Origin of the sequence: Adonisia turfae CCMR0081, assembly GCF_011009555.1 — a bacterium.
GTDB lineage: Bacteria > Cyanobacteriota > Cyanobacteriia > Phormidesmidales > Phormidesmidaceae > Leptothoe > Leptothoe turfae.
Map to the genome: position 1 here is coordinate 4,419,929 of NZ_QXHD01000004.1, position 25,054 is coordinate 4,444,982.

Consider the following 25,054-nt stretch of genomic DNA (forward strand, 5'->3'; position numbering starts at 1 on the left):
GACTGACATAGGATGTGGAAACGCCCAGCCGCTTTGCGGCAGCGGAGAAACTGCCTGCATCCACCACGGTCACAAATTCTGACACACCATCCCAAATGCCCATGGATCTATATTGTTGCTGCTGAGCAAAGGTCATTTAACTAAACTCGATTTTATATTGCCTGAGCAACAATAAGCATATAGTTGACCGATTCGACCCAACTGGGGCTGTAGTACTGACTTTTAAGACAATGCCGACGGGTATTGACAGTTAGGCAAAATAGCATTGGTTTAGCGTGCTTTAGGGTTTTCGGATTAATTTCTTTGTGCTAGATTTTTCAGATTTTCTAAATTCGTTAGGAGCAACGTTCCATGGCTAATCCTCGTATTCTGATTGTTCTCACATCCCACGACCAACTAGGTGACACCGGACATGCCACTGGGTTCTGGCTAGAAGAACTGGCCTGTCCCTATTACACCTTTTTAGATGCTGATGCCACTGTTACGCTTGCATCTATCCAGGGGGGCCAGGCTCCGTTAGATCCAAAAAGTCACCTAGAAGAGAGTCAAACTGACGATACAAGGCGTTTTATAGCAGATAGTGCAGCCCAAATCGCATTAGCCAATACCCTGGCTATTGACCAGGTTGATGCAGGTGATTATGACGCTATTTTTATGCCCGGTGGTCACGGCACCATGTGGGACTTTGCAACCAGTTCTACCCTGAGCAATTTGATTGAAGCCTTTGATGAGGAAGAGAAAATCATTGCAGCTGTCTGTCATGCGCCTGCTGGATTGGTGAATGTGAAAACCTCTGCGGGTGAGCCGTTGATCAAGGGTAAAGTAGTCACTGCCTTTTCCAACAGTGAAGAAAAGGCAGTTGCATTAGACACGGTTGTTCCCTTCTTGTTAGAAACTCGTCTGCGGGAGTTGGGGGCAATCTTTGAAGCCGGTCCAGACTGGGGAGCTTTTGCTAAGCAGGACGGTAACTTGATTACGGGTCAAAATCCAGCTTCGTCTGAACCAGCAGCTCAGGCTGTTTTGGCGGCGTTAAAGTAGGCTTTGGAAAAGTTTTTGAGTGGTGTGCGATCGCATCACGCTGATGGAAAGTCGGATGCGATCGCACAGAGTAAACAACTGCCTCCCTTTACTCCCTCTTCCCCTTGAACTCTCCTTATCCTCCATCACCTTCCACTTTTATCAAGATTCTTATCGCAAAAGTGTCACTTAGCACCTATTAAGGCAAAATTGGGCGGCTACAATAGCCTCACCAATCTGGAAAAGGCGATGGTATCCCTCAGATCCAAAACGTTATTCTTTTCTGGCATCACCGCTGGTATTGTTATCAGCTGGTTGACTCAGCTAACCCCAGCCTGGGCCAACTGCCCCGATTGGGTCGGTAGTGTAGAGTGGCATCGCCCTACAATGACCGCCCATTTCCAATTTCTACAAAACCAGACCAGCTATCCATGGGGTAACGCCCGTGTTTTTGAACGTATTGAAAACGGCCAGGTCTTTCTAACAGAAGCTTTTGATACGCTCGACGGAGAACAAAAGCAGCAAGTACTTCAGACACTGTTCTCCTTTGATAGTCGAGACTACCTCACCGAAGAAGACTATTTAGAACGTCTGAAAGCACCAGGAATGGGACTGTCTCCCTACCAGGTCATGACCCATGAGGGCCGTTTACTACGCGGAGTGTATGACGGCTGTACTGTGTTTATCCTATTGACCGAAAAGCAGCGCTACAGCTGGGCTTATCTTAGTCAGGGTCGCAGCCAGCCCTATAACCTAGCCGATAGCCTGTTACGCAACGCGGGACAACCAAGCTGGCGACAGGTTAATTTCCCCATCGGTGCCATGGCTGAAAAGAGAGTCCGGCTTAACTTCTGGAACTCCATAGGCTATGAAAACAGCGACTGGTGGATTGCCTGGGTGCCAGAAAATGGCTATTTTGAAATTAATGTCCCTGGGAATTTTGACACAGCTCTACTAGAAGACTATTGGCAAGTTGCCGATCAAAACTACCGTTATATGATTGTAGGCAACGACGGAACCTGGCTAGAAGAGAAACGATTTTAGATAAAAGCTAAGCATGAGTGTTTAGGGACTTACCGCTAAATAAAATACCCGTTTTGCCTGGCTGTCAGATGTTAGGCGTTGGGTGCTTTAGCCTATTAGCTATGAAGCTAAAGTACTGTCAACATTTCAAACAGTGAACTTTACCAGAATAGCGTATAGCGATGGGACTATTAGTCAATGGCATATGGCAAGACCAATGGTACGATACCAGTAGTACCGGCGGACGCTTTGTTCGTAAGGCCTCTCAATTCCGCAATTGGATTACACCTGATGGTGCCCCTGGCCCCAGAGGAGCAGGTGGCTTTAAGGCAGAAGTTGGACGCTATCACCTTTATGTCTCTTACGCCTGCCCTTGGGCACACCGCACCCTAATTTTTCACACCTTAAAAGGCCTAGAAGAGATCATATCGATCTCTGTTGTCCATTGGCTTATGGGTAACAATGGTTGGACCTTTGAACCAGGAGAAGGCGTCATTGCCGATTCTTTATTTAATGCTAAGGTTTTACATGAAATCTATACCCATGCTGACCCTAACTATACTGGGCGGGTAACCGTACCTATCCTATGGGATAAACAAACTCAAACTATTGTTAACAACGAATCGTCAGACATCATACGCATGCTTAACAGTGCGTTTGATCAAATTGGGGCTAAATCAGGAGATTTCTATCCTGATTCGCTCAGAAAAGAAATTGATACCTTGAATGAACGTATTTATAACACCGTCAATAATGGCGTGTATAAATGCGGCTTTGCCACTACCCAGACAGCCTATGAAGAAGCCTTAAAACCACTGTTTGAATCCCTTGATTGGCTGGAAGAGATTCTAACTAATCAGCGCTATCTTACCGGTAATCAGCTTACCGAAGCTGACTGGCGATTGTTTACAACGCTGGTGCGCTTTGATCCAGTCTATGTCGGACATTTCAAATGCAACATGCGGCGGATTGTGGATTATCCAAACCTTTGGGGGTATGTGCGCGAGCTATATCAAATGCCTGGCGTGGCACAAACGGTAAATTTCTCACATATTAAACGCCACTATTACCAAAGTCATGAAACCATTAATCCAACCAGCATTGTTCCCAAAGGTCCGGAAATCAACTTTATGAAGCCTCACAAACGCAAGTTGTAAAGGATATTTTCAGGTTTTAATCAGTAACAGTATCCCACTTGAACACATATACGTTAGAATGCGGAAGCGGCGAATGTCGATGGAAATCAATTAACTAAGATATGCTCGGAGTCATTCTTGGAGATGCGTTTGGTTCTGCCCATCAACGCACCAAAATCCAAGACTTTGAACTGATTACTCCAGATAGCCACTGGACAGAAAACACAGTTTTTACACTGGCTACTGCAGACTACTTGCTCTATGGCGGGGAATACGAAGAAAGCTATACACGTTGGTATAGTTGGTATCCCGATGTAAAGGGAGGGTACAACAACAGCTTTAGTGAGTGGGCTAAGACAAATGGCCTAAAGCCTTACTACAGTTGTCGTAACGATGGCGCACTGAGAGCGGCCCCCATCGCCTATGCATTTGACAATCTTAAAGAGGTTATGGAAGAAGCTGAGCGCTCTGCCATGGTCAGTCACAACCATCCTGACGGCATTAAAGGTGCCCAAGCAACTGCTGCTGCTATCTTTCTAGCCAAAGAAAAGGCTCCAAAGGAGACCATCTCACAGCTGTTAACCAGTATTTTTGGTTATAGCTTTAAGACACCTTACCAAGAGTTGCAACAAAGCTATCAGTTCAGCTGCTTAGCAACAGACACTGTGGAAGCAGCTATTACTGCATTCCTGTACTCCAAGGACTTTGAAGATGCTGTTCGCAAAGCCATTGCCCTCGGGGGTGATGCTAAAAGCCTGGCCGCCATTGCTGGTGGTATTGCGGAGGCCTTTTATCCAAAGGTGCCAAAATCACTACAGACATTAGTGTGGGATTTACTGGATGAAGGTCAGCAAGATTTAATCACCGAGTTTCAGACCGAATTTGTAAGAGAGGTGTTACAAGTACAGGCCGCTTAATCCTTGGGTAATGAACACTGATAACGTTCAACCTCAGTAAACAGAGATACCGATAATCGACTGTTCCAAATTTCTTGTCGGCACTCCAAAAAGTCAGCAGCACACCGCGCAAGCAATTTTTCGAGCCTGCCACGGTGTGGGTTTTCTATGTCTAAAAAACCACGGCATTCCTTTATACGCGATTGATCAAGCTTTTGATCAGTCGCGGCTTTTTTTAACCGTCCCCTCACCGTAAAACAGCAATTCGCCTGGTCTAGCATCCATAGCAATCGTGGCTACATCGGCATCGAACGAGAACGTCTCGATGAAACCAAACCAGCGGATCTTAAGGAAGCCTTTAATATTGGAAAAGAGCTCTCTACTCCACTGAACAGACTTTTGTCCACAATCTTTGGCCCAGTGATCAACCATTTTTTTGCCAGACCATTAATATTTTTTTCAGATATGCTTAGCTACCGCTAATAAGCATATCTGTTCAAGCATTTGCCTGGGCGCGCGCGCTGTAGGCCAATTCAATCGTTCCGATAGATCCCCCCCTACAGGAGCACCCGTTTAAAAAACTAACCAACACCAAAACCAGACCAAACCTCTCCCGCCGCACCATGGGTGACGAAGCCACCTACATACAAGTCGACATGCGCAACGCCCCAGTGGTTAGCTTCCGATGCCATATCCTATGTGCCGGGTATGTGCTTTGGCATTGATAGTGGCGGATTAGACTAACCCATGCGCAAATGGAGAGGTTTATCGTGTTAATCCAAAGCAGCGGCAAGCCCGTTAATCAATTGGCTAATCTCATCCTCGATTGTGTAATGGAGAAATGATAATCGCAAAACTCCAGTATCAACGGGAATATTCATCTCCGCTAACGGACGCATGCTGTAAAAATTTCCCTGCCCTACCATCAGTTTCTTTTCTGCTAGTACCGCACATATCTCATCAATGGATTTCTTTTTGGGTACGACAGATACAGTGGGCGCGCGTAACGCTGGATCATCTGGCCCGATAATGGAAATATCGTCGCGCTGCCGTAGCCACTCCAGAAGAGGTTTTAGCAAGCTTTTCTCATGCTCTTGGAACAGTTTCTTAAGCTGCCGTCCCTTTTCTGCATGGTTAACAGCTTCAGAGAAATGATGCTCATAAACTGTATCCAGATACTGGGCTACACCAACAGCAGCAGCAATCTGGGCATGGTCCGGACCAGCTGGCAACATCTTCTTCCGAGCACTATGTGCATTAAAGGAATGTCCCTGGTTGGGTAATTTATCCATGATCTCTTTTTTAATAGTCATGAGACCGAGATGTGGCCCCCATGTCTTGTACAGGGAAAACAGATAAATATCGACCCCCAGAGCCCTAATGTCCGGTAGGCCATGGGGGGCATGGGCTACCCCGTCAACAACAACACAGATATCCGCAGTCTTTACCTTTGAGACAATCTCTGCGACCGGATTCGTATGGCCAATGACGTTGGAACAATGGGGAAATGCCAGCAGTCTGGTTCTATCGGACAACAGGGTATCCAGATGATCCGGATTCAACCTACCTGTCTCAGGGGCAATGCGCCATTCCTTAATCACAATGCCTGTTTTTTCAAGACGTCTCCAAAATCCGGCATTGGCCTCATGATCCTGATTAGAGAGGATGATTTCGTCCCCCTCGTGCCATATCTCCCGGAAGGCATGGGCCAAAACATAGAGGTTCTGGGTAGTAGATGGGCCAAAATGAACGTCATCTTCGCTAACATTGAGGTATGCAGCTAGTTGACGGTAGGCTTCATCCATTGCCGCACCAGCTTTTTGTGCGGCTGGATAATTGTAATAAGGTTGAACTTTGGTCTGTGTATAGTAGTCGTTTAGATGGGAAATTACCTGTCGGCATGTATAGGACCCGCCTGCATTTTCAAAAAAGCCCCATCCGTCTAATGACGGTTCTGCAAAGGCAGGAAATTGACTTCTAATAAACTGTGAATCTAACTGCGTCAAAGTTCTCTCCTCATCTCAGGCAACAGTAGGTAGTCATTAGCTTATAATGATCTCGCCTCGCTCAGGGGGATGTTAATCCTTGTGCAGGCAATGCTAGAGCGTTACATTATTCTATGGCAACAGATTTGTTAGGCGATGGTCTGCTCAATCAGGCAATAACAGTAATAGTCCCATAGCGAGGCTAATCCACTCGTCGCCATCAATGTCGAGTCACCAAAACAGCGTGGACCACAGATGGAGCAACCACCACACTCCACTTTGTCAGATGAACGGTACCAATGAATACTGTTTTATCCCTCAATAGACAGAGCTGTTTTGAAATCAGCCAGGGATTGAAAGCCCATTTTTTCGTTCAGAAAACCGAGCTTTAGGGGCTAGTTTCAATGCCAAGATCTCATACTGAGAATTGCTGCGATTGAGCATAACGGATCGTGAAATCAGGTAATAATTTGATAATTTACTAAGTTATGTCCGAAAAATTAGTCCGTAGTTTCGGAGAAGAAGTTACAAGGAAGTTACAAAGAAGTTACAAATTTAAGGAGAGATTGGTACCTACGGTCACTCAAGCTGTTGGTGGCTGATCCAAGTAGCAGCTTGACTGCTGACTTTTTTGACGATTTTTTCGCACTTGAGCAAAGTCAATCGTATCTAACACTATTAGGGGTGCTAAGAGTACTATGGGCGATCGCAAAACTGGCTGGATTACTGACGGGCAGAGTCTCCAGGATTACCAGCTAGAAAATCAAGAAGTGAGGGCGCTTTTAACCCGTGTAAAAGTGACCAAGCAGTTTATTCGATTCCTGGAAAAGGCCAAGCAGGAAATTACCCAGAATGATGAAGAAATTTTAGCGGCTACTCAGCAGGAGCCATCTGAGGAAAACCTCATCCCGAGATTTTTTAGATCCCTTAAAAAGTGGTTTACAAAGGATGCTAGCTCGAATGAGCTGCTGAACACATCGATCAAGCATCTTCAAAACAACATTAAACAGATTCTGGCTAATGTTGATTCGGACATAGAGTTATTTGATGCTGAGTTGGTGATACCGAATGACTACCAGGCCCAGAAAGATGTGGTCAATAGCGATCGCATCGCCCCCCCCATCGACACGGAAATCAGCCAGCACCTCGCCAAGATTTTAGATAGCAGCCTAGCAAATCTGCCAAAGAGCGTAGCATTTAACCATGAGCTGCTGGCACAGGTTGAGGGTGCTCTGCAGGAACTTTCTCCTATTTCAGCACAGGAAAAAGCAGCCTATTCAAAGCTGATTGAGGATGCTTTTCACCTGCTACCGGAGCTGATATCTAAGCTCTCCAATGCACCAATACTACAGGAGCTGATGCAGCAGCCAGAGCTAATAGCCAACTTCACCAACTTCACAGATTCAAAAATGCTAAAGGAGCTGATGCAGCAGCCAGAGCTAATAGCCAACCTCACCAACTTCAAAAATTTGATATCGCCCACTAGACCATCGGGGGACAAGCTTAAAATTCGTCAGTTTCCGCTCCCTACTACTGATCCAGACTCGGTTACTGGGGAGGCAAAGACTATCAGACTGCAACTGCCCCTGACTCGGCATCTGGTGAATCGCATTACCCACGGCGAAGACATCCTGCTAGAGCTGCCTCGGGTCGTGGATTTATCCTACTGGTGTTCGCCAGTCAAGGACCAAGGGAGCCTGAATGCCTGTACCAGCAGCGCCATTGCATCCCTGGTGGAATATTTCCAAAATCGCTACGCCCAGGGCTCATCAGCAGATGGTACCTTTACCCCAAGCCATCTCTCCGCTCGCTTTTTATATAAGGTTGCTCGTCGGTTGGGGGCTGGGGAACTAGGAGCTGACGCAGTGAAACGATATGGTCGATACCTCAAAACCGAGACCGGCCAGGCTGTCTCCGAGGCAAAGCAGCAGGCTCTCTTGCAACAGCTTAAGGCAGACATGGAGGTCGCGTTTACGTCCACCGCACAGCTGCAGAAGTACATTGACGATGAAAAAATCGCCGAATTTATGACCGACTTTACCGATATCGGCGCTTCCCTGCGGCAAACCTTTAAAGCACTACAGCTATTTGGGATTCCCCAAGAGCGCTACTGGCCCTATACTTCTAGCTCTCCAGATTTTGATCTAGAGCCCAGCCCCTTCTGTTACGCCTTTGCCCAAAGTTATCAGGCACTTAAATATTTCCGATTGGATCCCATAACAGAGAATCCTGGGTCCCCCAATGAGCCAACCTTGGAATGTGCTCAAATCATCCTGTCTCAAATTAAAGTGATTCTAGCCTCGGGCTTTCCTGCTGTCTTTGGCTTTATCCACGATGCAACCTACGATCAGCCCTACGGCAAAACATATACTAACGGGGGTAATATTGTCTGTCCGATAGATTCAGAGAAAATCAGCGCCCTCAAGCAGCAAATTCACGACCCTAACAACAGCCAGGTGACGGGCCATGCGGCTTTGGCGATAGGCTACGACGACGATCGCCGGGCCTTTTTGATTCAAAACTCCTGGGGAACTGACTGGGGCAAGCAAGGTTATGGCTGGCTGTCCTATGATTATGTGCTCCAGGGACTGGCCACCCACTGGTGGACGCTGCTGACCACCAAGTGGGTAGAGGTGAGCAACTACGGTCTTGATACTCGTTTAACGACACCGATTAAAACGAAAAAGGACAAGTAGGCTTTGCGCCAGTGGTGTCCCACGTTCTGTTTGCTAGAGCCCGTTTACTAGAGCCCCAGCCTGGTGCTTCCCAGACGATTACACCTAACTACCATCTACCCAGTGTTCCCAATGGATTTTTCACCTACGTCATCTGACGCGTCACCTGACGCGTCACCTGATACTGTTCAAGAGAGCCCTCGCAGCCAGTACGATCTCTTTGTTTCCTACTCCAGACGCAACAAGGCCTTTGTGCAACAACTGGTGGAGCGGCTCCGCTCCGTCGGTTACAAGCTATGGGTAGATTGGGAAGAGATTCCCCTACTGTCTCAATGGCGAGAAGAAATTCGTCAGGGGATTGTTGCAGCAGACAATTTTTTGTACATCATGAGCCCTGATTCTGTGGCATCAGCAGAATGCACTAATGAAGTGGACTGTGCCATTGCCCACAACAAACGTTTAGTGCCGATTCTCTACCAAACGGTTGAGCCTCAGACAGTGAATCATAAGATCGCAAACGTTAACTGGGTCTTTTTTCCAGATCCTGACAAAGAACCCGACCAATTCGAGTCCGCTTTTACCGACCTGTGCGATTCTCTCAGCAAAGATCTCGATGCTGTCCGTGTCCACACCCGCCTGCTCACTAAGACCGATGAATGGTTGCATCACCAACAGGATACCAGTCTGTTGCTGAGGGGCAAAAACCTAGCGTTCTTCGAGCAGTGGGCGCTGTCCCCAGCTCAGCAAAGCTCTTCTCTGACGGAGCAGCAGCGGAACTATTTGCTTGCCAGTCGTCAAGCAGAAACTCAGCAACAAAAGCAAACCCTGCGGCAGCAACGTCTGGCCTTGATGGTAATTTCCAGCCTACTGCTGCTGGTTGGTCTTTTCGCCACTGTCGGGGAGATGAGGCGACGCACCGCTGTCACCCGAGAAATTGCGGCCCTCACCACCGCCTCTGCCGCCACCCTGGCTCAAGGCTATCCCCTGGATGGCCTAAATCAGGCCATCCAGGCGGGCCATCGGCAGCAGCAGGCCCACTGGCTGAAGCAGCCAGATCTGTTGGCGTCGGTGCGGACCGCTATGGTAACGGCACTCTATCAAACCCAGGAATATAACCGCCTCGAAGGTCATAACGACTGGATATACGGTCTTGCAATACATCCTACCGATGGCACGATCGTCTCCGCTAGCCGGGATGGAGATATCAAATATTGGGAGTCATCGGGGCAGCTGCGCCAGACCCTGACCGACGCCCATGGTGGTGCAGCGATCAACTACGTGCGCTATAGCCCTGACGGGCAAATGATGGCCTCCGTCGGGGAAGACAGCCTGGTGCGCTTGTGGACCGCCGAGGGAGACCCCCTATACACCCTGGAAGGACACCAAGATTTTGTGGTTGGCCTGGCCTTTAGCCCCGACGGCAACGCCCTGGCATCGGCCAGTGACGACGGTACCGCCCGGCTGTGGAACCTGGCTAATCAGACCAGCATGGAACTGACGGGTCACCAGGATATTGTAAATAAAATGGCCTTTAGCCCCGACGGGCAACTGCTGGCCTCTGCCAGTGATGATGGCACCGTGGGGCTGTGGCAGTCCGACGGTAAGTTTTTAAAGTTCTTAGCAGGTCATGGGAGCTGGGTGATGGATGTGGCCTTTAGCCCCGATGGCACAACCCTGGCTAGCGCTGGCGACGATGGCACTGTCCACCTGTGGCAGCAAGATGGGACTCTGATCACAAAATTCGTAGCCCACGACGACAGAATCAACGCCGTAGCCTTTAGCCCTGACAGCAGGTGGATTGCCACCGCCAGCCGCGATCGCACCGTCAAGCTATGGCATAGCCAGGATCAGACCCTGGTAAGAACTCTACGGCAGCACCGGGGAGCGATCCAGACCTTTGCCTTCACCCCCGACAGTAGCAGCTTGCTGTCCGCCGGTCGCGATAGCGTTGTGCGTTTCTGGGCCTTGGATCTACCGCTGACCCAGCAATACTTGGGCCATCAAGGCGATGTCTACAGCGTATCCCTTGGTCCGGGTCCGGGGCAGTGGGTGTCCACTAGCGCCGATGGCAACCTCCGGATCTGGAACCAGGAGGGAAAGAGTCATGTGTTGCAAGGAGAGATCGACACTGTCTATCACGCTAGCGTCAGCCCCAACGGTCAATATATTGTCAGCGGCGGCAGCGACGATGACACAAACACTGGCCTAGTGGAGCTGTGGGACTCTGAAGGTCAGCTCCTCCGCAGCCTGGGCCGCTATGGTCAATGGGTTGTTAGTGTGGCCTTTGACACTGAGAATCAGACCATTGCCGCCGCCACAGATGATGGAACAGTTTATCTGCTGGGGCTAGATGGCACGGTAAAACACACTCTGGCCTATGGCGACTCGGTCTTTAATGTGGGTTTCAGTCCCGACGGCCAGCATATGACCGTCGCCGGAGAAGGCGGCCTCCAGATCTGGAATACGCAGACCTACGAGAAGGTTGAACAAATTGACTACCCCGCCAGCGTATACCAGTTTGACTATAGCCCTACCGGAGATTTGCTGGCCTTTGCCGCCAGTGACAACAAGGTGGGTCTTTGGACAGTGGGTTCAGGGAATCTACAAATCCTGGAGGGCCATGCAGGAGAAGTCTACGGAGTGGAGTTTAGTCCCGACGGCCAGCTCCTGGCCTCCGCCAGTGCTGACAAAACCATTCGCCTCTGGCAGCGATCCGGAGATGCGATCGCATCCTGGTCAGGCCACCAAGACGCTGTCCTTGATGTGAAGTTTTTCCAGGACGGCCTCTCCTTGATCTCAGCCAGCTATGACGATGCCCTAATCAGCTGGGACCTCAGCGTTCTAGATCTCAATCGGGCCATGGCAGTTGGCTGTGACTGGCTCCAGGACTATCTCACCAATCATCCCGAGAGTGAAATTGCCCAGCAGGGCATCTGTAGCGACGGGTAGTCTGATGGTGAGTGGTCGCGATTCATTATTTCGTATAAGGCAGCTTGATCATGGATAACTGCCACAAAATCGCGACCCCTGCCGCTCAACCCTGCTGGAATCCCTCTTGGAAATACAAGAAATGGGGTACACACCTCTACAGAAGATCTGCACCCCAATCTCCATAAATTTAGGAGTAAGCTAAGCTGTAAACCGCCAGACAACAGGTTCCCAACCATAGGCATTCCCCTGGGTTCTCACGTGCCCCAACCCTGGAAAGGGCATATGGGGCACCAACAACAGTTGACGCTCAGCTGTAGTCGTTTCAAGTAGCTCACGACGGGCCATCACGCCCTGTGCAGGATCATCATCAAAGACAACTTCCCAGTCCGGGTTTTCCAGGTTGAGAGGATCGCTAAAGAACACATCTCCTGTGGAGAGCAGACTATCTTCACCAGAGGTAATGAGGAATGACGCTTGTCCTGGGGTGTGCCCGGCAGAATCAATCGCCTGGATATGGGGAATGACCTCATCGCCCATGGCAAATAGGGTGGTGCGATCGCGAATTGCCGTCAGGTTCCCCTTAGCCGCAGCAATGAGTCCGGTGCGTGTTTCTTCGTCCAATAGCGACTTAGGCATCTCCACGGTGTCCGCCATCCAAAACTCAGATTCTGCCTGGGAGATGTAGAACCAGGCATTGGGCAAACGTAACTGACCATCGGTGTCTAAAATACCGCCAATGTGGTCCGGGTGAGCGTGGGTCAAAATAACAGTGTCAATATCTGTGGCAGCAATGCCTGCCGCTTCTAGATTTTCCAACAGATGACCAGCGGTAGGCCCAAAGGCATTGCCTGCACCCGTATCAATCAGCACTTTATGGTCGTCAGTTTCAATGTACAGGGCATTGACGTGGGCAAACACATCTTCTGTTGAGAGAAAATGTTCTGTCAGCACCGCTGTTACGGCACTGGGGTCGGCATTGGGGACAAAGAAACTGGCGGGAAAGGAGAGGGTACCATCACTTACCACCATGGCGTTAAGGTCACCCACTTTGAAGTGATAGACGGCGGCATTGGTCGGGCCGGTTTCAAGTGTCGTCTCAACCGGATCAGTTTGTGCGATCGCGTCGTGCCCCAAGATCACCAGGCCAAGGGTTATCCCTGTCGCTAGCACCAGTAACTGCCAGCGACGAAACCTGCGAGAAAGATAGTGTGTTAGTCCTCTTAATAGAGCACCATACCAGTGTTGTTCTCTCATATTTGCTCCTATTTATTGGGTTCCAGAGGCGAGTTGATTTTGGCGGCAAATTCAGCCATTTTCTAAACTCATTGGGCGCGATTTTCAAGTTTCCTGGCTATTTTAATCCACCTAAGACTATCGCGCTTTGCAGCACCAATAGAGGAATCCTCAGAGAACTGTTTGATATCTGACGTGATTGATACCTGATGTATTAATGACTTGCCATCCTATGGTTTCGGCAACGAAGCGATCTCCAATCATTAAGAACGTTTGCACCAATGATGTTTCCAGTCCCTTAGAACAACAATGCAGACAAAGGAAGTCTCTGTTCTCGCAAGCTAGCGGACCAGAGTAAGTACCCATTAAAGGCAGCGTAATAGCTAAAAGCGACGTAATAGCCAAAAGCGACGTAATAGCCAAAAGCGACGTAATAGCTAAAAGTGACGTAATAGCAACTTTCGAACCCTAAAGTTGAACTCTTAGAGATAGTCATCTAAAACATATCTCTAGGAGTTCACTCACCTGGCAAAATTGGCTTAACACAGTCTCAAACCGTATCGCTATGGAACGAATAGATATCGAATCAAGACGCTCGTACATCCATGATTTTTTCATACTCCAGATTAATTATGCAGTTTTTCGTATTTTTTTTGACCTATAGAATAATAGCTATGTATAACGCCTGATTCAGCGTGTAATCGCAAATATACGGAAGCCCAAGAATTAGGTGTGTTTAGAGCTATGAATTGACTTGATCTAGTAGATGCAACACACCACTACGCCAATCCAATAAAGGTCTAAATTTCGGAAATAGTAAAGTAATAAGCTAAAACTCCACCCTATTAACTAAAAAAGCTATCACCATAGGGTTCCCAAATCCTAAAGTCAAATGCTACGATAGTGTACGGTAAGTTTTCGGCAGAGAAATCAGTTTTGTTGCAGTCTCAATTTCAGTAACAGGAATATCTCCGTTTAACTCGCTACATGTTTTTCAATTAAGGGGATTTCCTTATGTCTATTTATGTGGGCAATTTGTCCTACGATGTCACTCGTGAAGATATCGAAGACGTTTTCAATGAATACGGTCGTGTAAACCGAGTCAGTTTACCCATGGATCGTGAATCGGGTCGTCCTCGCGGCTTTGCGTTTGTAGAAATGGCGGCTAAAGAAGATGAAGCCAAAGCCATCGAAGCACTAGATGGTGCTGAGTGGATGGGTCGTGTGATGAGAGTCAACGAAGCCAAGCCTCGTACTGCATCTGCAGGTAGTGGTGGTGGTGGTGGCTATCGTCGCAACTCTTTCTAGACTTTTAACTGCTAACTAAATCGAGATTTTGTTAGTGTTATTCGCGGGTGGTTCTAGGAATCACTCGCTTTTTATTGGCTCACTTTAGACCACAGGGGTGTCGGCCTAAGGCCACATAATGGTCCAACTCGCTCAATATCGTCTCATTCAACTGATTAGACTTTGCAGCCAGGGCCATGGCTCACATTGCTTTTACCTTGGTCGCAGATAAACCACAGTTACGTCAACTGTCAGGGGCAACGGTAGAAAAATGGTCTACACCTTTCACCCCCACCTCAAGTCTCCCATTTTATGCAAGTCTAATTTAAATTAGATTCAAGAATGTGCTTCGTGTTCAACTGCAAACCAATAGCCCCAGTGCCTAGTCGTAAAATATCTTCGTACTGCTCCAACGATGCGGGATAGGCATTCTGTTGACAGTTCTGCCAGTTATCCGCAGCACTACTCAAACGCTCATTTTGTTCATCCAGGGTAGCAATATAGCAATAAGCCACCCCCTGACCTGGATACGTGCCTTCATTCACGACCATTTTCTCAATATTGATTGATGCTTGAAAGTGCTGATGAGCTTCTGTAAGTAATGCCTGCTGTTCTACGTCAGAAACATCCTCAGATTTCCCTCGTTTCATAAGGGTAATGCCTAAGTTTCGATGCATTGATGCCTTTAGAAACAGCTTTCTGTCATCTAGCTCGTCCATATCCTCCAACTGATTTAACCCGATACGAAACAGAACTTCTGCATCAAATAAACCACTAAGTTCTCCAAACTCAGTAGATTGCTCGTTTTCAGCGGCAGCTAAACTCAAAGTACCCATGCCATTAAGGGCAACCAGATCTCCTTTCAGCAAACCATCCTGATATTCGGCTTGGGCTTCTTGAAATTTCTCTAAATTCTGATACACTTCTGCCAGGTGATTATGGGGCTCTGTAGCATCTGGATTAAATGCAATGGCCTCTTTATAGTACTCAACTGCCACATAGAGATTACCAGCATTTTGAGCCCTAAGCCCCTGGTGATAATAGTAATTAGAAAACTGAGGCAGAGAGTTATACACCCCATAGGACGCCAACAATAACAAAATAGAAACTACCAGCGTTGCTTCCGAGTGAAAATAGGTGGGAATATTAATTTTTTTGAGAGTGTTTTTGACTAACCTGCGACCACGGTGGGTTAAGGTACCACTGGCAATTACCACCAGCCCTGTCGCTTGGGACAACGTACTCAAGGCCTGGATCAAATCAAACCCACCGACAACCGAAAATGCCTGTGCTGTAATGGTTAAGAATGACGCTGAAATCACCAAACAACTAGCACTCAAAAAATTCCACAGCCAGTCAAAGTGATCTAATCTATGACGCTTTTCTTCGGATACATAGGGCTCTAACCACCACCACCAAGCAGTTTCATCAGGTTGTCGACTACGACGACAGTCAGCCAGTTTGCCATCTTTAAGCAAAGCTGGAGCTAGCAGCTGGAGCTGATTATCCAAATCACTGAGACGAGCTAACGTATTTGCCTGCTGAATAATAGAGCCAGTTGCCTGGAGTTTGCTCTCCAGGGCATCTCGGATCAACAGTAATCGCAAAACTTGCTGCTTCGCTATAGTGTCAGAGGTTTTCGCCAGTCGCGCTAGCTCCTGAGTATAGGCTTGCAATGCCACTTGCACAGGAGGAGTATGGCTGCTGTGCAATGATTTGGGTAATATCTGGGCCATGCCTAGATTCCGTCTACAGTATCGGAATAATTGATGTTCCTACAGATATACAGTTCCCTTAAAGTGGGAGCAGCACAATAAAACAGGTACATCCTGGCATAGACTCAATCATCAGGCTACCTTCATGGCGATTTTCAACAATCCTACGGACCACATCTAATCCCAGACCAGAACCTTTGCCCATGGGTTTGGTGGTAAAAAATGGTTCCGTTAATCGGTTTTTAATCTCTTCTGGAATCCCCGGACCATTATCCTCGACTTCTACTCTAAGGCAGTTATTTTTCTCACAGGTTCGAATCGTTATCTTTGGCGGTACTCCTGAGTCGCTCTCACAGAGAGCATCAATGGCATTGTCGATCAGGTTAGTCCATACCTGGTTTAGCTCACTACCAAAGGCCGTAATCTCGGGAAGCGTCTGATCATATTTGCGCTCCACTGTAATGCCGTGTTTCAGTTTAAAGGCAAACAACCGTAGGGTATCTTCAATGCCGTCATGGACATTAATCTGTTGCTGGGCCGCTCGATCCATGTAGGAATAGGACTTCATCGATTGAACCAGGGTAGAAATCCGTTCGGCACCGTCTAAACCGTTCTGAATCATTCCCATGACGTCAAAGGATAAGGCTAGCCAGCGTAGTCCCATATCTCGCAGTTCAGTTGGGTCATCGCGCCAACGCGCCATTAAGTCTTCTAGCTTAGCAGGGTCAACATGACCAGCTGCTAAGGGTTCTACCAGCTTCCACGCATCTTCTACGCCATAATCGTCTAGCCAGTCCGTTAAGGCATCTTCTCGATCAGCCTGGGCTAAGGGGTCATTATCGGGATGGGCAATGGCAGCAAACCCGCGATCGCGAATGGCTTCCCATTCCTCAGTATGGTCATCCTCAACTTGCTGTTGACCATATACCAGGTTCATCCGCTGCAACTCCAACATGGCAGGTTGCAGATCTTTAAGTGCTCGCACAAGAGCGGCGGCTGGGTTATTGAGTTCATGGGCTAACCCAGCTGACAGGGTGCCCAATGCAGCCATTTTTTCGCGGCCCTGGATAAATGATTCTAAGCCCCGTAATCGTTTGCCAACGGTGCGAAAGATATCGCGTTCAAATTCTCGGCAACTGTGGATAACGTCTAAAAAGTCGGCACACTGTAGACGATAGAGGTCAACATCTGTGTCTGCTGTCAGGGTTACCGGCACCAGATCTTCTGTGAGTACTTGAATCTCTCCAAAAAAGGATGGGCTTACATGGCGACCAAGGGGCATATCGACACCATTACTTTTACGGCTGATGGTAGTCTGACCACTTAGCTGAATAAAGAATCCTCGGGGGCGATCGCCTTCTTTAACCAGGACTTCACCGGCAGAGAGATGGATGTGTTCGGCGCGATCGCAAATCCAATCCAACCGCTCCCGAGGCAATGTTTGAAACGGTTTCATCTGCAACAGAGAATCAACACAGAGCATCGTTATTCTCCCTCACCAGTTAACGCCACATAGCTACCCAGCGCAATCAGCCCTGTTCCCGTCGCATAGCGCTGTCCTCTCCTCAGCCTCGGACTGGACTTCAACCACTGACCAATGGGGCCGGCTAGGGCAATAACAAGAAAATCAACACTAGTATTGAGGGCAACAGATGTGGAACCCAGCAACAGAAATTGAGCAAACACAACACCGTCTGGATTAATAAACTGAGGAATAAACGCCAAAAAGAAGAGCGCTGTCTTAGGGTTCAGAACTTCGACAGTCACCCCTTGAAAAAATGCCCGTTTATACCCTGTGCTACGAACATTTGCCATCCCTATGTGGTGATCTCGGCTCAGAATCGTCTTGACGCCAAGATAAATCAGGTATGCTGCGCCCAGGTATTTCACCAAATTAAACGCAAACGCTGACGCTGCTAGCACAATCGAAATCCCTAAGGCCGCTGCTACCACATGAAACATTCCCCCCACTGAGGTGCCGATTGCTGAAGCAATCCCCTCAATGCGACCACCCCTGAGACTGCGGGTCATCACATACAAAATACCGGGACCAGGAGTAATCGCCAGCACAATGGCAGCACTGAGAAACAATGAAAAGGTAGCAAAATCAGGCATGGGAAACACTTAGTGATGGGGCCAATAGACTATCTAACGTTAATTTGTATTCTTTTAACTCTTTCGATAAAAAAATGACTTTCAAGTTCCTGCGGCTATTTTAGCGGGTTTAACACTGATCTAAGGCGCTTACGCTTAAATAATCCCCCATCACTCATCCACCCATCTACAGCCCCAACCTGGGTCTTTATTTTTGTGCAGTCCCCTAAGCCTTCACATCACCAAGCGTGGCTAACCAGTTATCGGTTTGGAACTGAGATTGCAGATGTACCACCTTCAAATGTTTATACTCGGGTTGCTTCAACAACTGAGGATATTGTTTACGGCGTTTAAAATAGGTTTGCAACATCCATAACAAAATGGACTCCCGGCTAAAAAAAGACTGCCGAATCGTTTCGCGGTTACCGTTCCACAATTCTTCTTGCTGAAATGCCCGTCGTACGGTGCGTCGCCACAATCGTCGCCACACCAAGCCAAATGGATAATCTAACAATACAACCGTATCGGCTCGTCCCCATACAATATCGCGCACCTGGCCATAATTGCCATCAATAATCCAGCAATTGCCCATCAGTGCATCTGATACCCGTTGGCGAAATATATCGTCTGGTGGTTCTCCCCAGTTTGGCTCCCAATACAAGGCATCTAGCTCTAAATGAGGAATTTGTAATCTCTGCGACACCTCACGCGCCAATGTTGTTTTGCCTGAGCCGGACGTACCCACCACTACAATTCGCTGACCAGAAAAACCTGTTTGCATAGCGCCTACACCCTAACCAATGTTGCACAGGATTTACTTCTACAACAGAATTCAGTTAATTTACGCCAAATATAATCAATTCAGACACATTTTCCGCATTTCATCAGAGAGAAAGGATAACAACCTAGTTTCTCTAAACAATGATTAGAGAATTGGATAGTCGTAATAGGCTTGGAAAATACTGATGAAAGTATGTTGCCATCATCGGATTAGCACGGTATGAGTTTCGGTCTTATTCATCTTCTGATTCTGACTCTGACTCTGGTTCGGGAATTAACTGAATGAGTCCAGTTTGAAAAGCATTGTCATAGGTAATGATTGGCAATTGCTCAAGTTCCGCTTGAGCCATAAGCATACGGTCGAAAGGATCACGATGGGCAATCGGCAAATTTCCAGCTCTAAGAGCATGGGTAGCCGTAATCGCTAATTCGATCAACCTTGCTTTGTGCAAAATCTGCGGATAATTCTCAACCAGCTCTTTGGCCTCAGGAAGTTTACCAATGCGATATTTGGTAGCAATTTCCCAAGCAGATGCACTGCTTACCAAAATGCGATGCTCCGGATTTCGAATAATATCCCGACAGTCAGCATTCAGCTTGGGATCATCAAAAAGCCACCACAATAGGATATGTGTATCGAGAAGATAGCTCATTCCCATCTTTGAAGCTCCTCTTCGGGTAGAGGCTCGAAGAAGGTATCATCCAGCTGACCGGTTAATAGCCCAGGTGTACGAGGCTGAGGATGTTCTTTTGCTAACCCTAATCGAAAGTAATGAATCAAGTCGTAAAGTTCGACCAACTTTTCCTCAGGAATAACTTGCAGTTCGTGGATGATTTTTTGGATCAATATCATCAGGCTTACTCCTCTAAGGTCTAGTAAGGTGACTTGACTTGGGCTTTGCCTATCATGACGCATCATCTTAGCAATCGCCAATAGCTTTGATACCAAATGATGCTTCGTTTAGTGACTTAGTAACGGCAATTTTCTTTGGCTCAATAGGGGATTCAGGGAGTTAGCCCAGCAACGTGCCTAATAGACTACCCAGCCAGGCTTTCCCTCTTTTTCTGGCATTATGCACAAATTCAAAGAACCCCAAATAGATCGGCAATTTTTCTTGCGAGATGCCTCGATGAGGTCTCAACCATGAACGCAATAATGACCAGAAGCCTTCCATGGTATTGACATGGACTTCACAGAATCCATCTCCATCGTCATCTCGGGCATATTCTCCAGCACTGTGACAAACACTCTTATGAGTATATCCCCAGGTCTCCAAGCGAGCATAGATATCATACTCGTCAGTGTAGATGAGGGTTCCAGGCTTAACCATCGACTGAATAATCGGCTTAATGGTTTGTTGTTGAACATTCGCGAGCATTTTAATCACCACCTCCCCTCCCCGTTGAATCATCCCGAAGATTGGCGGTTTCTCCGTTTCGAGCGTACCGCGCCCCCGAAGCCCCTTGAGTTTACGCCTGCGACCCTTGCGCCCTTTTTTTTAACCTGCTCGGGTTGCCCTTTGTGTCCTGCGGTCACATAGACTTCATCAAACTCCACTGTCCCCGATAACTGCACTTCTGGGCGCTTATCGGCTATCGCTTTGCGTAATTCACTCGTCATCTGATGCACATCATCTTTATGCAGACTCAACTCTTTGGCAATTTGTTGATTGGAGACATTGAGGCCCATCAAATACAAGCACACTATCCAGGTTTGTAACGGTTGATGACGCCCCTCAAAGAGGGTGTCGGTCAAATCATCAAAGTGGCGACCACAGTCGCTACAGACATACCGCTGGCGAGCCGCATAGGTTTCATGCTTCCCTCATTTGGTAATGTTTTTCGAGCCACACTCAATACAGAAAATACCCTCGGACCAACGCATCGTACGTACTGTCTCGTAGCATTTATTCTCATCGATTAACTTGGATAGCGTTAGCATAATAGGGGAGATGACCGTGGACGGGATTCCCTGACACTACCCTGCTTAGCTTGAGTTTATCAACCTCCCCAAAACAGCTATTGAGCCTTTTCTTTTATCTGGGCTTTCTTGCATCCTGATGAGGTGTTTCAGTCCTATGAGCGTTGTTTGCTTGAGAAACCAGAGACTCAGGCTTGCGCTCCAGATTTGGTACTGCATAAGGGTGACAATATTCCTAAATGGCAATCGGGTGAACCCAGGCGGATTAGTACAACTCGCCATCGTTTCTCTAATGCCTCAAAACGGGATTTCACCGCATCAAGCCGTTCTAACAGTTGCGTTACCAAGCTAACGACCGCATCCTCTCCCTGTTGGTACACGGCACGGATCTCGTCTTCACTGAGTTTGAGACGACGCTTTGATTTACTCAATGTATGGCTTGAGGCTACTTAGGGCTTGCTGAAAAAGTAATCAGTGCTCTAACAGCAAGGAATTTGACCGATTTTTCAAAAAGCTAGTGCAAGGTCGAAATCGCTGAAACCATTGATTTTCCGTAAAATTCTGTTATTTAACCTTGCACCTAACTGAGCCTTTTGAGGCTGAAAGCCTTATCTAGATTCGATTCCGATTTATTCAGCAAGCCCTACTTAGGGTTACACTACCTTAGCCTGGGCAATAGGCTTGAAAAGCTCTCTATTTTTTAAGCCTGAGTAGTTACCTGAGACAAAGCAAAACATCTGACTGTGAACTACAGATTGGTTTGAACATCTATAAATTCTGAGATGCCAATTTTTCCAGCCAAGTCTACAACATTCTCTGTAAATTCATTTACATCACTAGAGAATGTGGCTGCCCCACTAGCTAAAGTAGCTGCTGTTGTACCAGCAACAATTAAACGCTGTAGGCGTCTTCCTATACGTTTAGGGTTCTGTTTTTCCGGCATCTTCAGATCAGATTCAATATCATCTAACTCCATAAGAACTTCTTCTTTTTGCTCTTCTGGAAAAGATTGCGCTGCACTACGTAGAGTAGTCATAAGACGATTAATATCATCACTATTCTGGCTAATATGAGCTGTCATGGAACCATAATTTTCACCTGCAACATTACCTACAGGTCCATGGAAATGATTAGTCTGTGAATTCATAGGTCTCATAGTTTGTGATTTGACAATTCCTAGCAGTTCAGAGGTATTTTTCTCAGATATATCTAAGCGCTCTTTAAGGCTGACATTATCCTCCTCATCGCTGTCAATATTCTGTTTGAGCAAACCACGCTTTCCAGTAATCCCCCATAAAAGCTGGTCCATTGGATCTGGATCGGAAGCACCAAAATCTATCCATGGCCTGTCTTTGAGGAAAATTGGAAGCTTCGGACACTCTAAAACATTACTTAAAAGAACAGGAATAACAGAACAACCTTTTCTCACAAATTCGCGAATGAAAGACTGTAACTCTTGATTGTCCCAAGGAACATAGTTATTGTTACCAACAAAAACTGCTACTGACTTGATCTTGTCTATATGACTTTCAAGAGATTGCTGCCATGACAGTCCTGGCTGTAAATTCCATTCATCAAACCAAGGTAAAACCCCTGCTCTCTTTAAATGCTTGCCTACTGTTCTAACTGCCGATTTATCTCTTGGATCATAACAAAGAAAAACATCAAAGTCCTCAGTAGCTATTTTACCCTCTAAGATAGAACTAGCTGTATCTAAAGTGCGTTGATTATCGGCAGCTGTATCCATAGCAGCAATTTTAGAGAGTGTCATATTTTCATCATCACTTTCAATATCTGATTTTTTATTAATAAATTTAAGAAAACCAAGACGCTCCTTACGATCTAGCAAGGAAACCTCTGTATCACAGACATTACATCTAATTGAATTGAATCCATATTCTTTGCGTTTTGTTGCCTGTTGTTCAGTTACAGGAGTAGAGCACTTAGGACACACAAACAATCTTTTTCTCTTTAGACTATCTGTTACGACATAACGATTCAGGTATATGGAAATATATTCTTCAAACTGGAACCGAATTTCTTCACTCGTAAGCTTATTAAAAAATAGCGTCAACTCTGCTTTTCCATCTTCAAGCTGCCGCAACAAAAGACCACATTCACTTTCTGTATATGTCGTGAAAATCGCTGCATTTTTCCACATCTGTTGATTTCGAAATAAACCACTATGCGAAAGTCGAACAGCTAATCTTGAATAAACATTTTGAACAGATCCTTCAAATTCAAAGGTTACTGCCTTTCCTTCTGGATCTAATACATCAGGAAGTTCCCGAGTAAATTGGGAAGGAAATACAAGATAAGTGCCATCTTCAGATTCTTCTCGCAAAGCAATTTCATGAGTCAACAAGTCTTCAACTGTAGCTAGTAAAAGCAGTTTTTCTTGCTCTCTATCTGAAATTCGCTCATCCTCAGACATTCTGAAAGTTCCTTCACGAACCTTCTTTTCTGCTATACAGCCTAATCCATCTGACTCATCTCTTGCAGTCATGACTAATGTAGATGCATAAGCATCTAGCAATTCAGGTTGCAGCAAGATCAAATTACCAAAACTCAGTTTTCGTACAAGCCCTTGGGATTCCACTCGTCCAATACAAGTTTCAAACTGAGCCCGTAGATTTTTGCTCTCATTGACAGCAGATTTCTCAGCCTGTAAAAAAGCACGAAATAGATCTTCAACACTAGACAATAAACGGTTTGCCTGTTTTTCCTTAACTAGAAATCGCTTGATCCTCTGAAAAAGCTCTGTTGAACTAATTGATGGGATAATACTCCAATCAATAGATTCTTGTATAGCTGCAGATAGCTCTTGGATTTCCCACCCCTCTCTGGCACTGGTTTTAAAGTAACCATCGAAGTTTAAGTCCCTCAGAATAGCTTCAATACGTTGATTACTGGCGTCAATACCTCCCCTATCAACACGAGCAGATACGAGCAGTCGTTTAAGTGGCAGAGCTGCATCACCTTGCAGACGCTGAGCCTCGTTTAAAGCCCTACTCCAGTAATGCACGCCAGTAAATGGATCAGTATCACTTCCTGAGTCAAAAACGACTATAGCTACTGCAACTTCATTCAAGTGTAATTGATGGATAAGACGATAGCCGGGTTGCCCTGCTAAATCCCACAACAAAACTTCTCGCAAGGTAGTGTTACCATCATCAGATTTAGATTCTTGGCTGTCAAAGATCCAAACACGCCTTCCATGCGTTGAGTCGGTTTTTTCAAAAGGCTTTCCAGTAAGAACTTGAGCTAAGCCCGATTTACCCACCCCTGTATTACCCAACAACACAACTTTAGCATTGCTATATCGAACGGTTTCTACCACATCAGGGGCCATAAGAATAGCATCAATATCCAAATGCCATAAATGAACAGCAGAACCCTCTCTATCAAGAGTTGCCAGTATAGGCAGTCGTGGATGAAATGCAAGTCCTCTAGCTTGTAAATAGCTAGAGGACTCATTAAACTCTCTAACTATCTCCCAAGTGTCACATCGCCATACTTTAACAATTCCATCACTTGATTGTGATGCCAACAAGCGACCATCGAAGGAGAATGAAACACGAGTGACTTCTTCAGCATGTCCTTCTAAAATATGTTTTAATCTCTTTTGCTCACAGTCCCATACGCCTATAGTACGGTCAGCAGAAGCCGACACAAGAAATTGACCATTGGGAGAAAAAGCCAGACTAGCAATACGTCCACTATGGCCTTGAAATACTCGAACACAATTCCCTTTCTTAAGAGACCACAATCTAATAGTTTTATCGCTAGAACCTGTTGCTAGAACTTTACTATCTGGCGACCATGCTAAAGAATCGACACTTCCAGAATGGGCCTTGAGTGTAAAGCGTAATTTCCCATTATTTGTTGCATTATACACTCTAATAGTTCGATCATTCGAACCAGATGCTCTTATCTTCCCATCTGGGGAGAAAGATACACTGTTAATAGAAGCTGAATGCCCCTGCTTTGAAACTGCTTTATTTGTCCTACGATTCAGAACCCTTAGATTTTTAGTTGTAGTACCAAAAGCAAGTTCTTTGCTATTTTTAGACCATGCAAGACTTGTAACAATTCCCGAGCGGCCTTTGTTGATAAAAACAGATTGCTGCTTACGATTGCCTAAATCCCAAACTCGAATAGTTTTATCTATCGAGGCCGAAGCAATGAGTTTTCCATCCATTGACCACTTAATATCAGTAATAGCGCCTTCATGACCTGCAAAAATATACTCTGACTCCAAGCCATGAAGGGATAAATCGTATGTCTTCTGTACCATCAAAAAATAAACTACTCTAATCTAAAATAAGCACTTTTACTGAATGCCCAAGTTGTAGCCACGA

Annotated in this window: 17 protein-coding genes and 3 pseudogenes; 9 read left to right on the forward strand and 11 right to left on the reverse strand. The window is 46.6% G+C overall.

The window, feature by feature from the left end:
- The coding region (locus DXZ20_RS23010) for a helix-turn-helix domain-containing protein (RefSeq protein WP_163703591.1) at positions 1–103 on the reverse strand (103 nt) is incomplete at its 3' end.
- 248 nt (positions 104–351) lie between these two features.
- Between DXZ20_RS23010 and DXZ20_RS23015 the strand changes: the two genes are divergently transcribed.
- The 5 genes and pseudogenes from DXZ20_RS23015 to DXZ20_RS23035 all read left to right on the forward strand — a co-directional run bounded on the left by DXZ20_RS23015 (position 352) and on the right by DXZ20_RS23035 (position 4,555).
- Positions 352–1,038, forward strand: a complete 687-nt coding sequence (locus tag DXZ20_RS23015) for a type 1 glutamine amidotransferase domain-containing protein (RefSeq protein ID WP_163701071.1) — start codon at positions 352–354, stop codon at positions 1,036–1,038.
- A gap of 228 nt (positions 1,039–1,266) precedes the next feature.
- A complete protein-coding gene (locus tag DXZ20_RS23020; protein ID WP_163701074.1) occupies positions 1,267–2,061 on the forward strand; it encodes a phosphoribosylaminoimidazolesuccinocarboxamide synthase in 795 nt (264 codons plus the stop codon).
- Between the two features lie 161 nt (positions 2,062–2,222).
- Positions 2,223–3,197: a glutathione S-transferase family protein gene (locus tag DXZ20_RS23025; protein WP_163664634.1), complete on the forward strand. Its 975-nt coding sequence runs from the start codon at positions 2,223–2,225 to the stop codon at positions 3,195–3,197.
- A 101-nt stretch (positions 3,198–3,298) separates the two neighbouring features.
- Entirely contained in the window at positions 3,299–4,093 is a 795-nt protein-coding gene (locus tag DXZ20_RS23030; protein ID WP_163664632.1) for an ADP-ribosylglycohydrolase family protein, read from the forward strand.
- Between the two features lie 55 nt (positions 4,094–4,148).
- Positions 4,149–4,555, forward strand: a pseudogene (locus DXZ20_RS23035) (2-oxoglutarate and iron-dependent oxygenase domain-containing protein).
- A 290-nt stretch (positions 4,556–4,845) separates the two neighbouring features.
- Here DXZ20_RS23035 and DXZ20_RS23040 read toward each other — a convergent pair.
- Complete coding sequence (locus tag DXZ20_RS23040; protein WP_250564945.1) at positions 4,846–6,078, reverse strand: aminotransferase class V-fold PLP-dependent enzyme; 1,233 nt, start codon at positions 6,076–6,078, stop codon at positions 4,846–4,848.
- A 677-nt stretch (positions 6,079–6,755) separates the two neighbouring features.
- On the opposite strand from DXZ20_RS23040, the gene DXZ20_RS23045 reads away from it, so the two are divergent.
- Entirely contained in the window at positions 6,756–8,753 is a 1,998-nt protein-coding gene (locus DXZ20_RS23045) for a C1 family peptidase (RefSeq protein ID WP_163701079.1), read from the forward strand.
- A gap of 111 nt (positions 8,754–8,864) precedes the next feature.
- On the forward strand, positions 8,865–11,681 hold the full coding sequence (locus tag DXZ20_RS23050) for a WD40 domain-containing protein (protein ID WP_163701082.1): 2,817 nt from the start codon (positions 8,865–8,867) through the stop codon (positions 11,679–11,681).
- A gap of 180 nt (positions 11,682–11,861) precedes the next feature.
- Here DXZ20_RS23050 and DXZ20_RS23055 read toward each other — a convergent pair whose 3' ends face one another.
- Positions 11,862–12,917: an MBL fold metallo-hydrolase gene (locus DXZ20_RS23055; protein WP_163701086.1), complete on the reverse strand. Its 1,056-nt coding sequence runs from the start codon at positions 12,915–12,917 to the stop codon at positions 11,862–11,864.
- A gap of 993 nt (positions 12,918–13,910) precedes the next feature.
- On the opposite strand from DXZ20_RS23055, the gene rbp reads away from it, so the two are divergent.
- A complete protein-coding gene (gene rbp / locus DXZ20_RS23060; RefSeq protein ID WP_163664623.1) occupies positions 13,911–14,204 on the forward strand; it encodes an RNA-binding regulator in 294 nt (97 codons plus the stop codon).
- Positions 14,205–14,503: 299 nt separating this feature from the next.
- Here rbp and DXZ20_RS23065 read toward each other — a convergent pair whose 3' ends face one another.
- From DXZ20_RS23065 to DXZ20_RS23095, 7 genes and pseudogenes are all read right to left on the reverse strand, one after another.
- The gene (locus DXZ20_RS23065) at positions 14,504–15,919 is read right to left on the reverse strand and encodes a tetratricopeptide repeat protein (RefSeq protein WP_163701089.1); all 1,416 of its coding nucleotides are present in this window, start codon (positions 15,917–15,919) and stop codon (positions 14,504–14,506) included.
- A gap of 58 nt (positions 15,920–15,977) precedes the next feature.
- Entirely contained in the window at positions 15,978–17,381 is a 1,404-nt protein-coding gene (locus tag DXZ20_RS23070) for a sensor histidine kinase (RefSeq protein WP_163701092.1), read from the reverse strand.
- A 2-nt stretch (positions 17,382–17,383) separates the two neighbouring features.
- Positions 17,384–18,013 (reverse strand): LysE family translocator, encoded by a 630-nt coding sequence (locus tag DXZ20_RS23075; protein ID WP_163664617.1) that lies wholly within the window; start codon positions 18,011–18,013, stop codon positions 17,384–17,386.
- Between the two features lie 205 nt (positions 18,014–18,218).
- Positions 18,219–18,773, reverse strand: a complete 555-nt coding sequence (locus DXZ20_RS23080) for an AAA family ATPase (RefSeq protein ID WP_163701094.1) — start codon at positions 18,771–18,773, stop codon at positions 18,219–18,221.
- A gap of 232 nt (positions 18,774–19,005) precedes the next feature.
- Positions 19,006–19,431: a type II toxin-antitoxin system VapC family toxin gene (locus tag DXZ20_RS23085; RefSeq protein WP_163701097.1), complete on the reverse strand. Its 426-nt coding sequence runs from the start codon at positions 19,429–19,431 to the stop codon at positions 19,006–19,008.
- Complete coding sequence (locus DXZ20_RS23090; protein WP_163671665.1) at positions 19,422–19,622, reverse strand: hypothetical protein; 201 nt, start codon at positions 19,620–19,622, stop codon at positions 19,422–19,424. Before DXZ20_RS23090 ends, DXZ20_RS23085 begins: the two co-directional genes overlap by 10 nt.
- Before the next feature lie 163 nt (positions 19,623–19,785).
- Positions 19,786–20,714, reverse strand: a pseudogene (locus DXZ20_RS23095) (IS1595 family transposase).
- Between the two features lie 96 nt (positions 20,715–20,810).
- On the opposite strand from DXZ20_RS23095, the pseudogene DXZ20_RS37710 reads away from it, so the two are divergent.
- Positions 20,811–20,978: pseudogene (locus tag DXZ20_RS37710) on the forward strand (Uma2 family endonuclease); the annotation flags it as partial.
- 463 nt (positions 20,979–21,441) lie between these two features.
- Here DXZ20_RS37710 and DXZ20_RS23110 read toward each other — a convergent pair.
- Positions 21,442–24,990 (reverse strand): WD40 domain-containing protein, encoded by a 3,549-nt coding sequence (locus DXZ20_RS23110; protein ID WP_163701106.1) that lies wholly within the window; start codon positions 24,988–24,990, stop codon positions 21,442–21,444.
- Positions 24,991–25,054 lie beyond the last annotated feature (64 nt).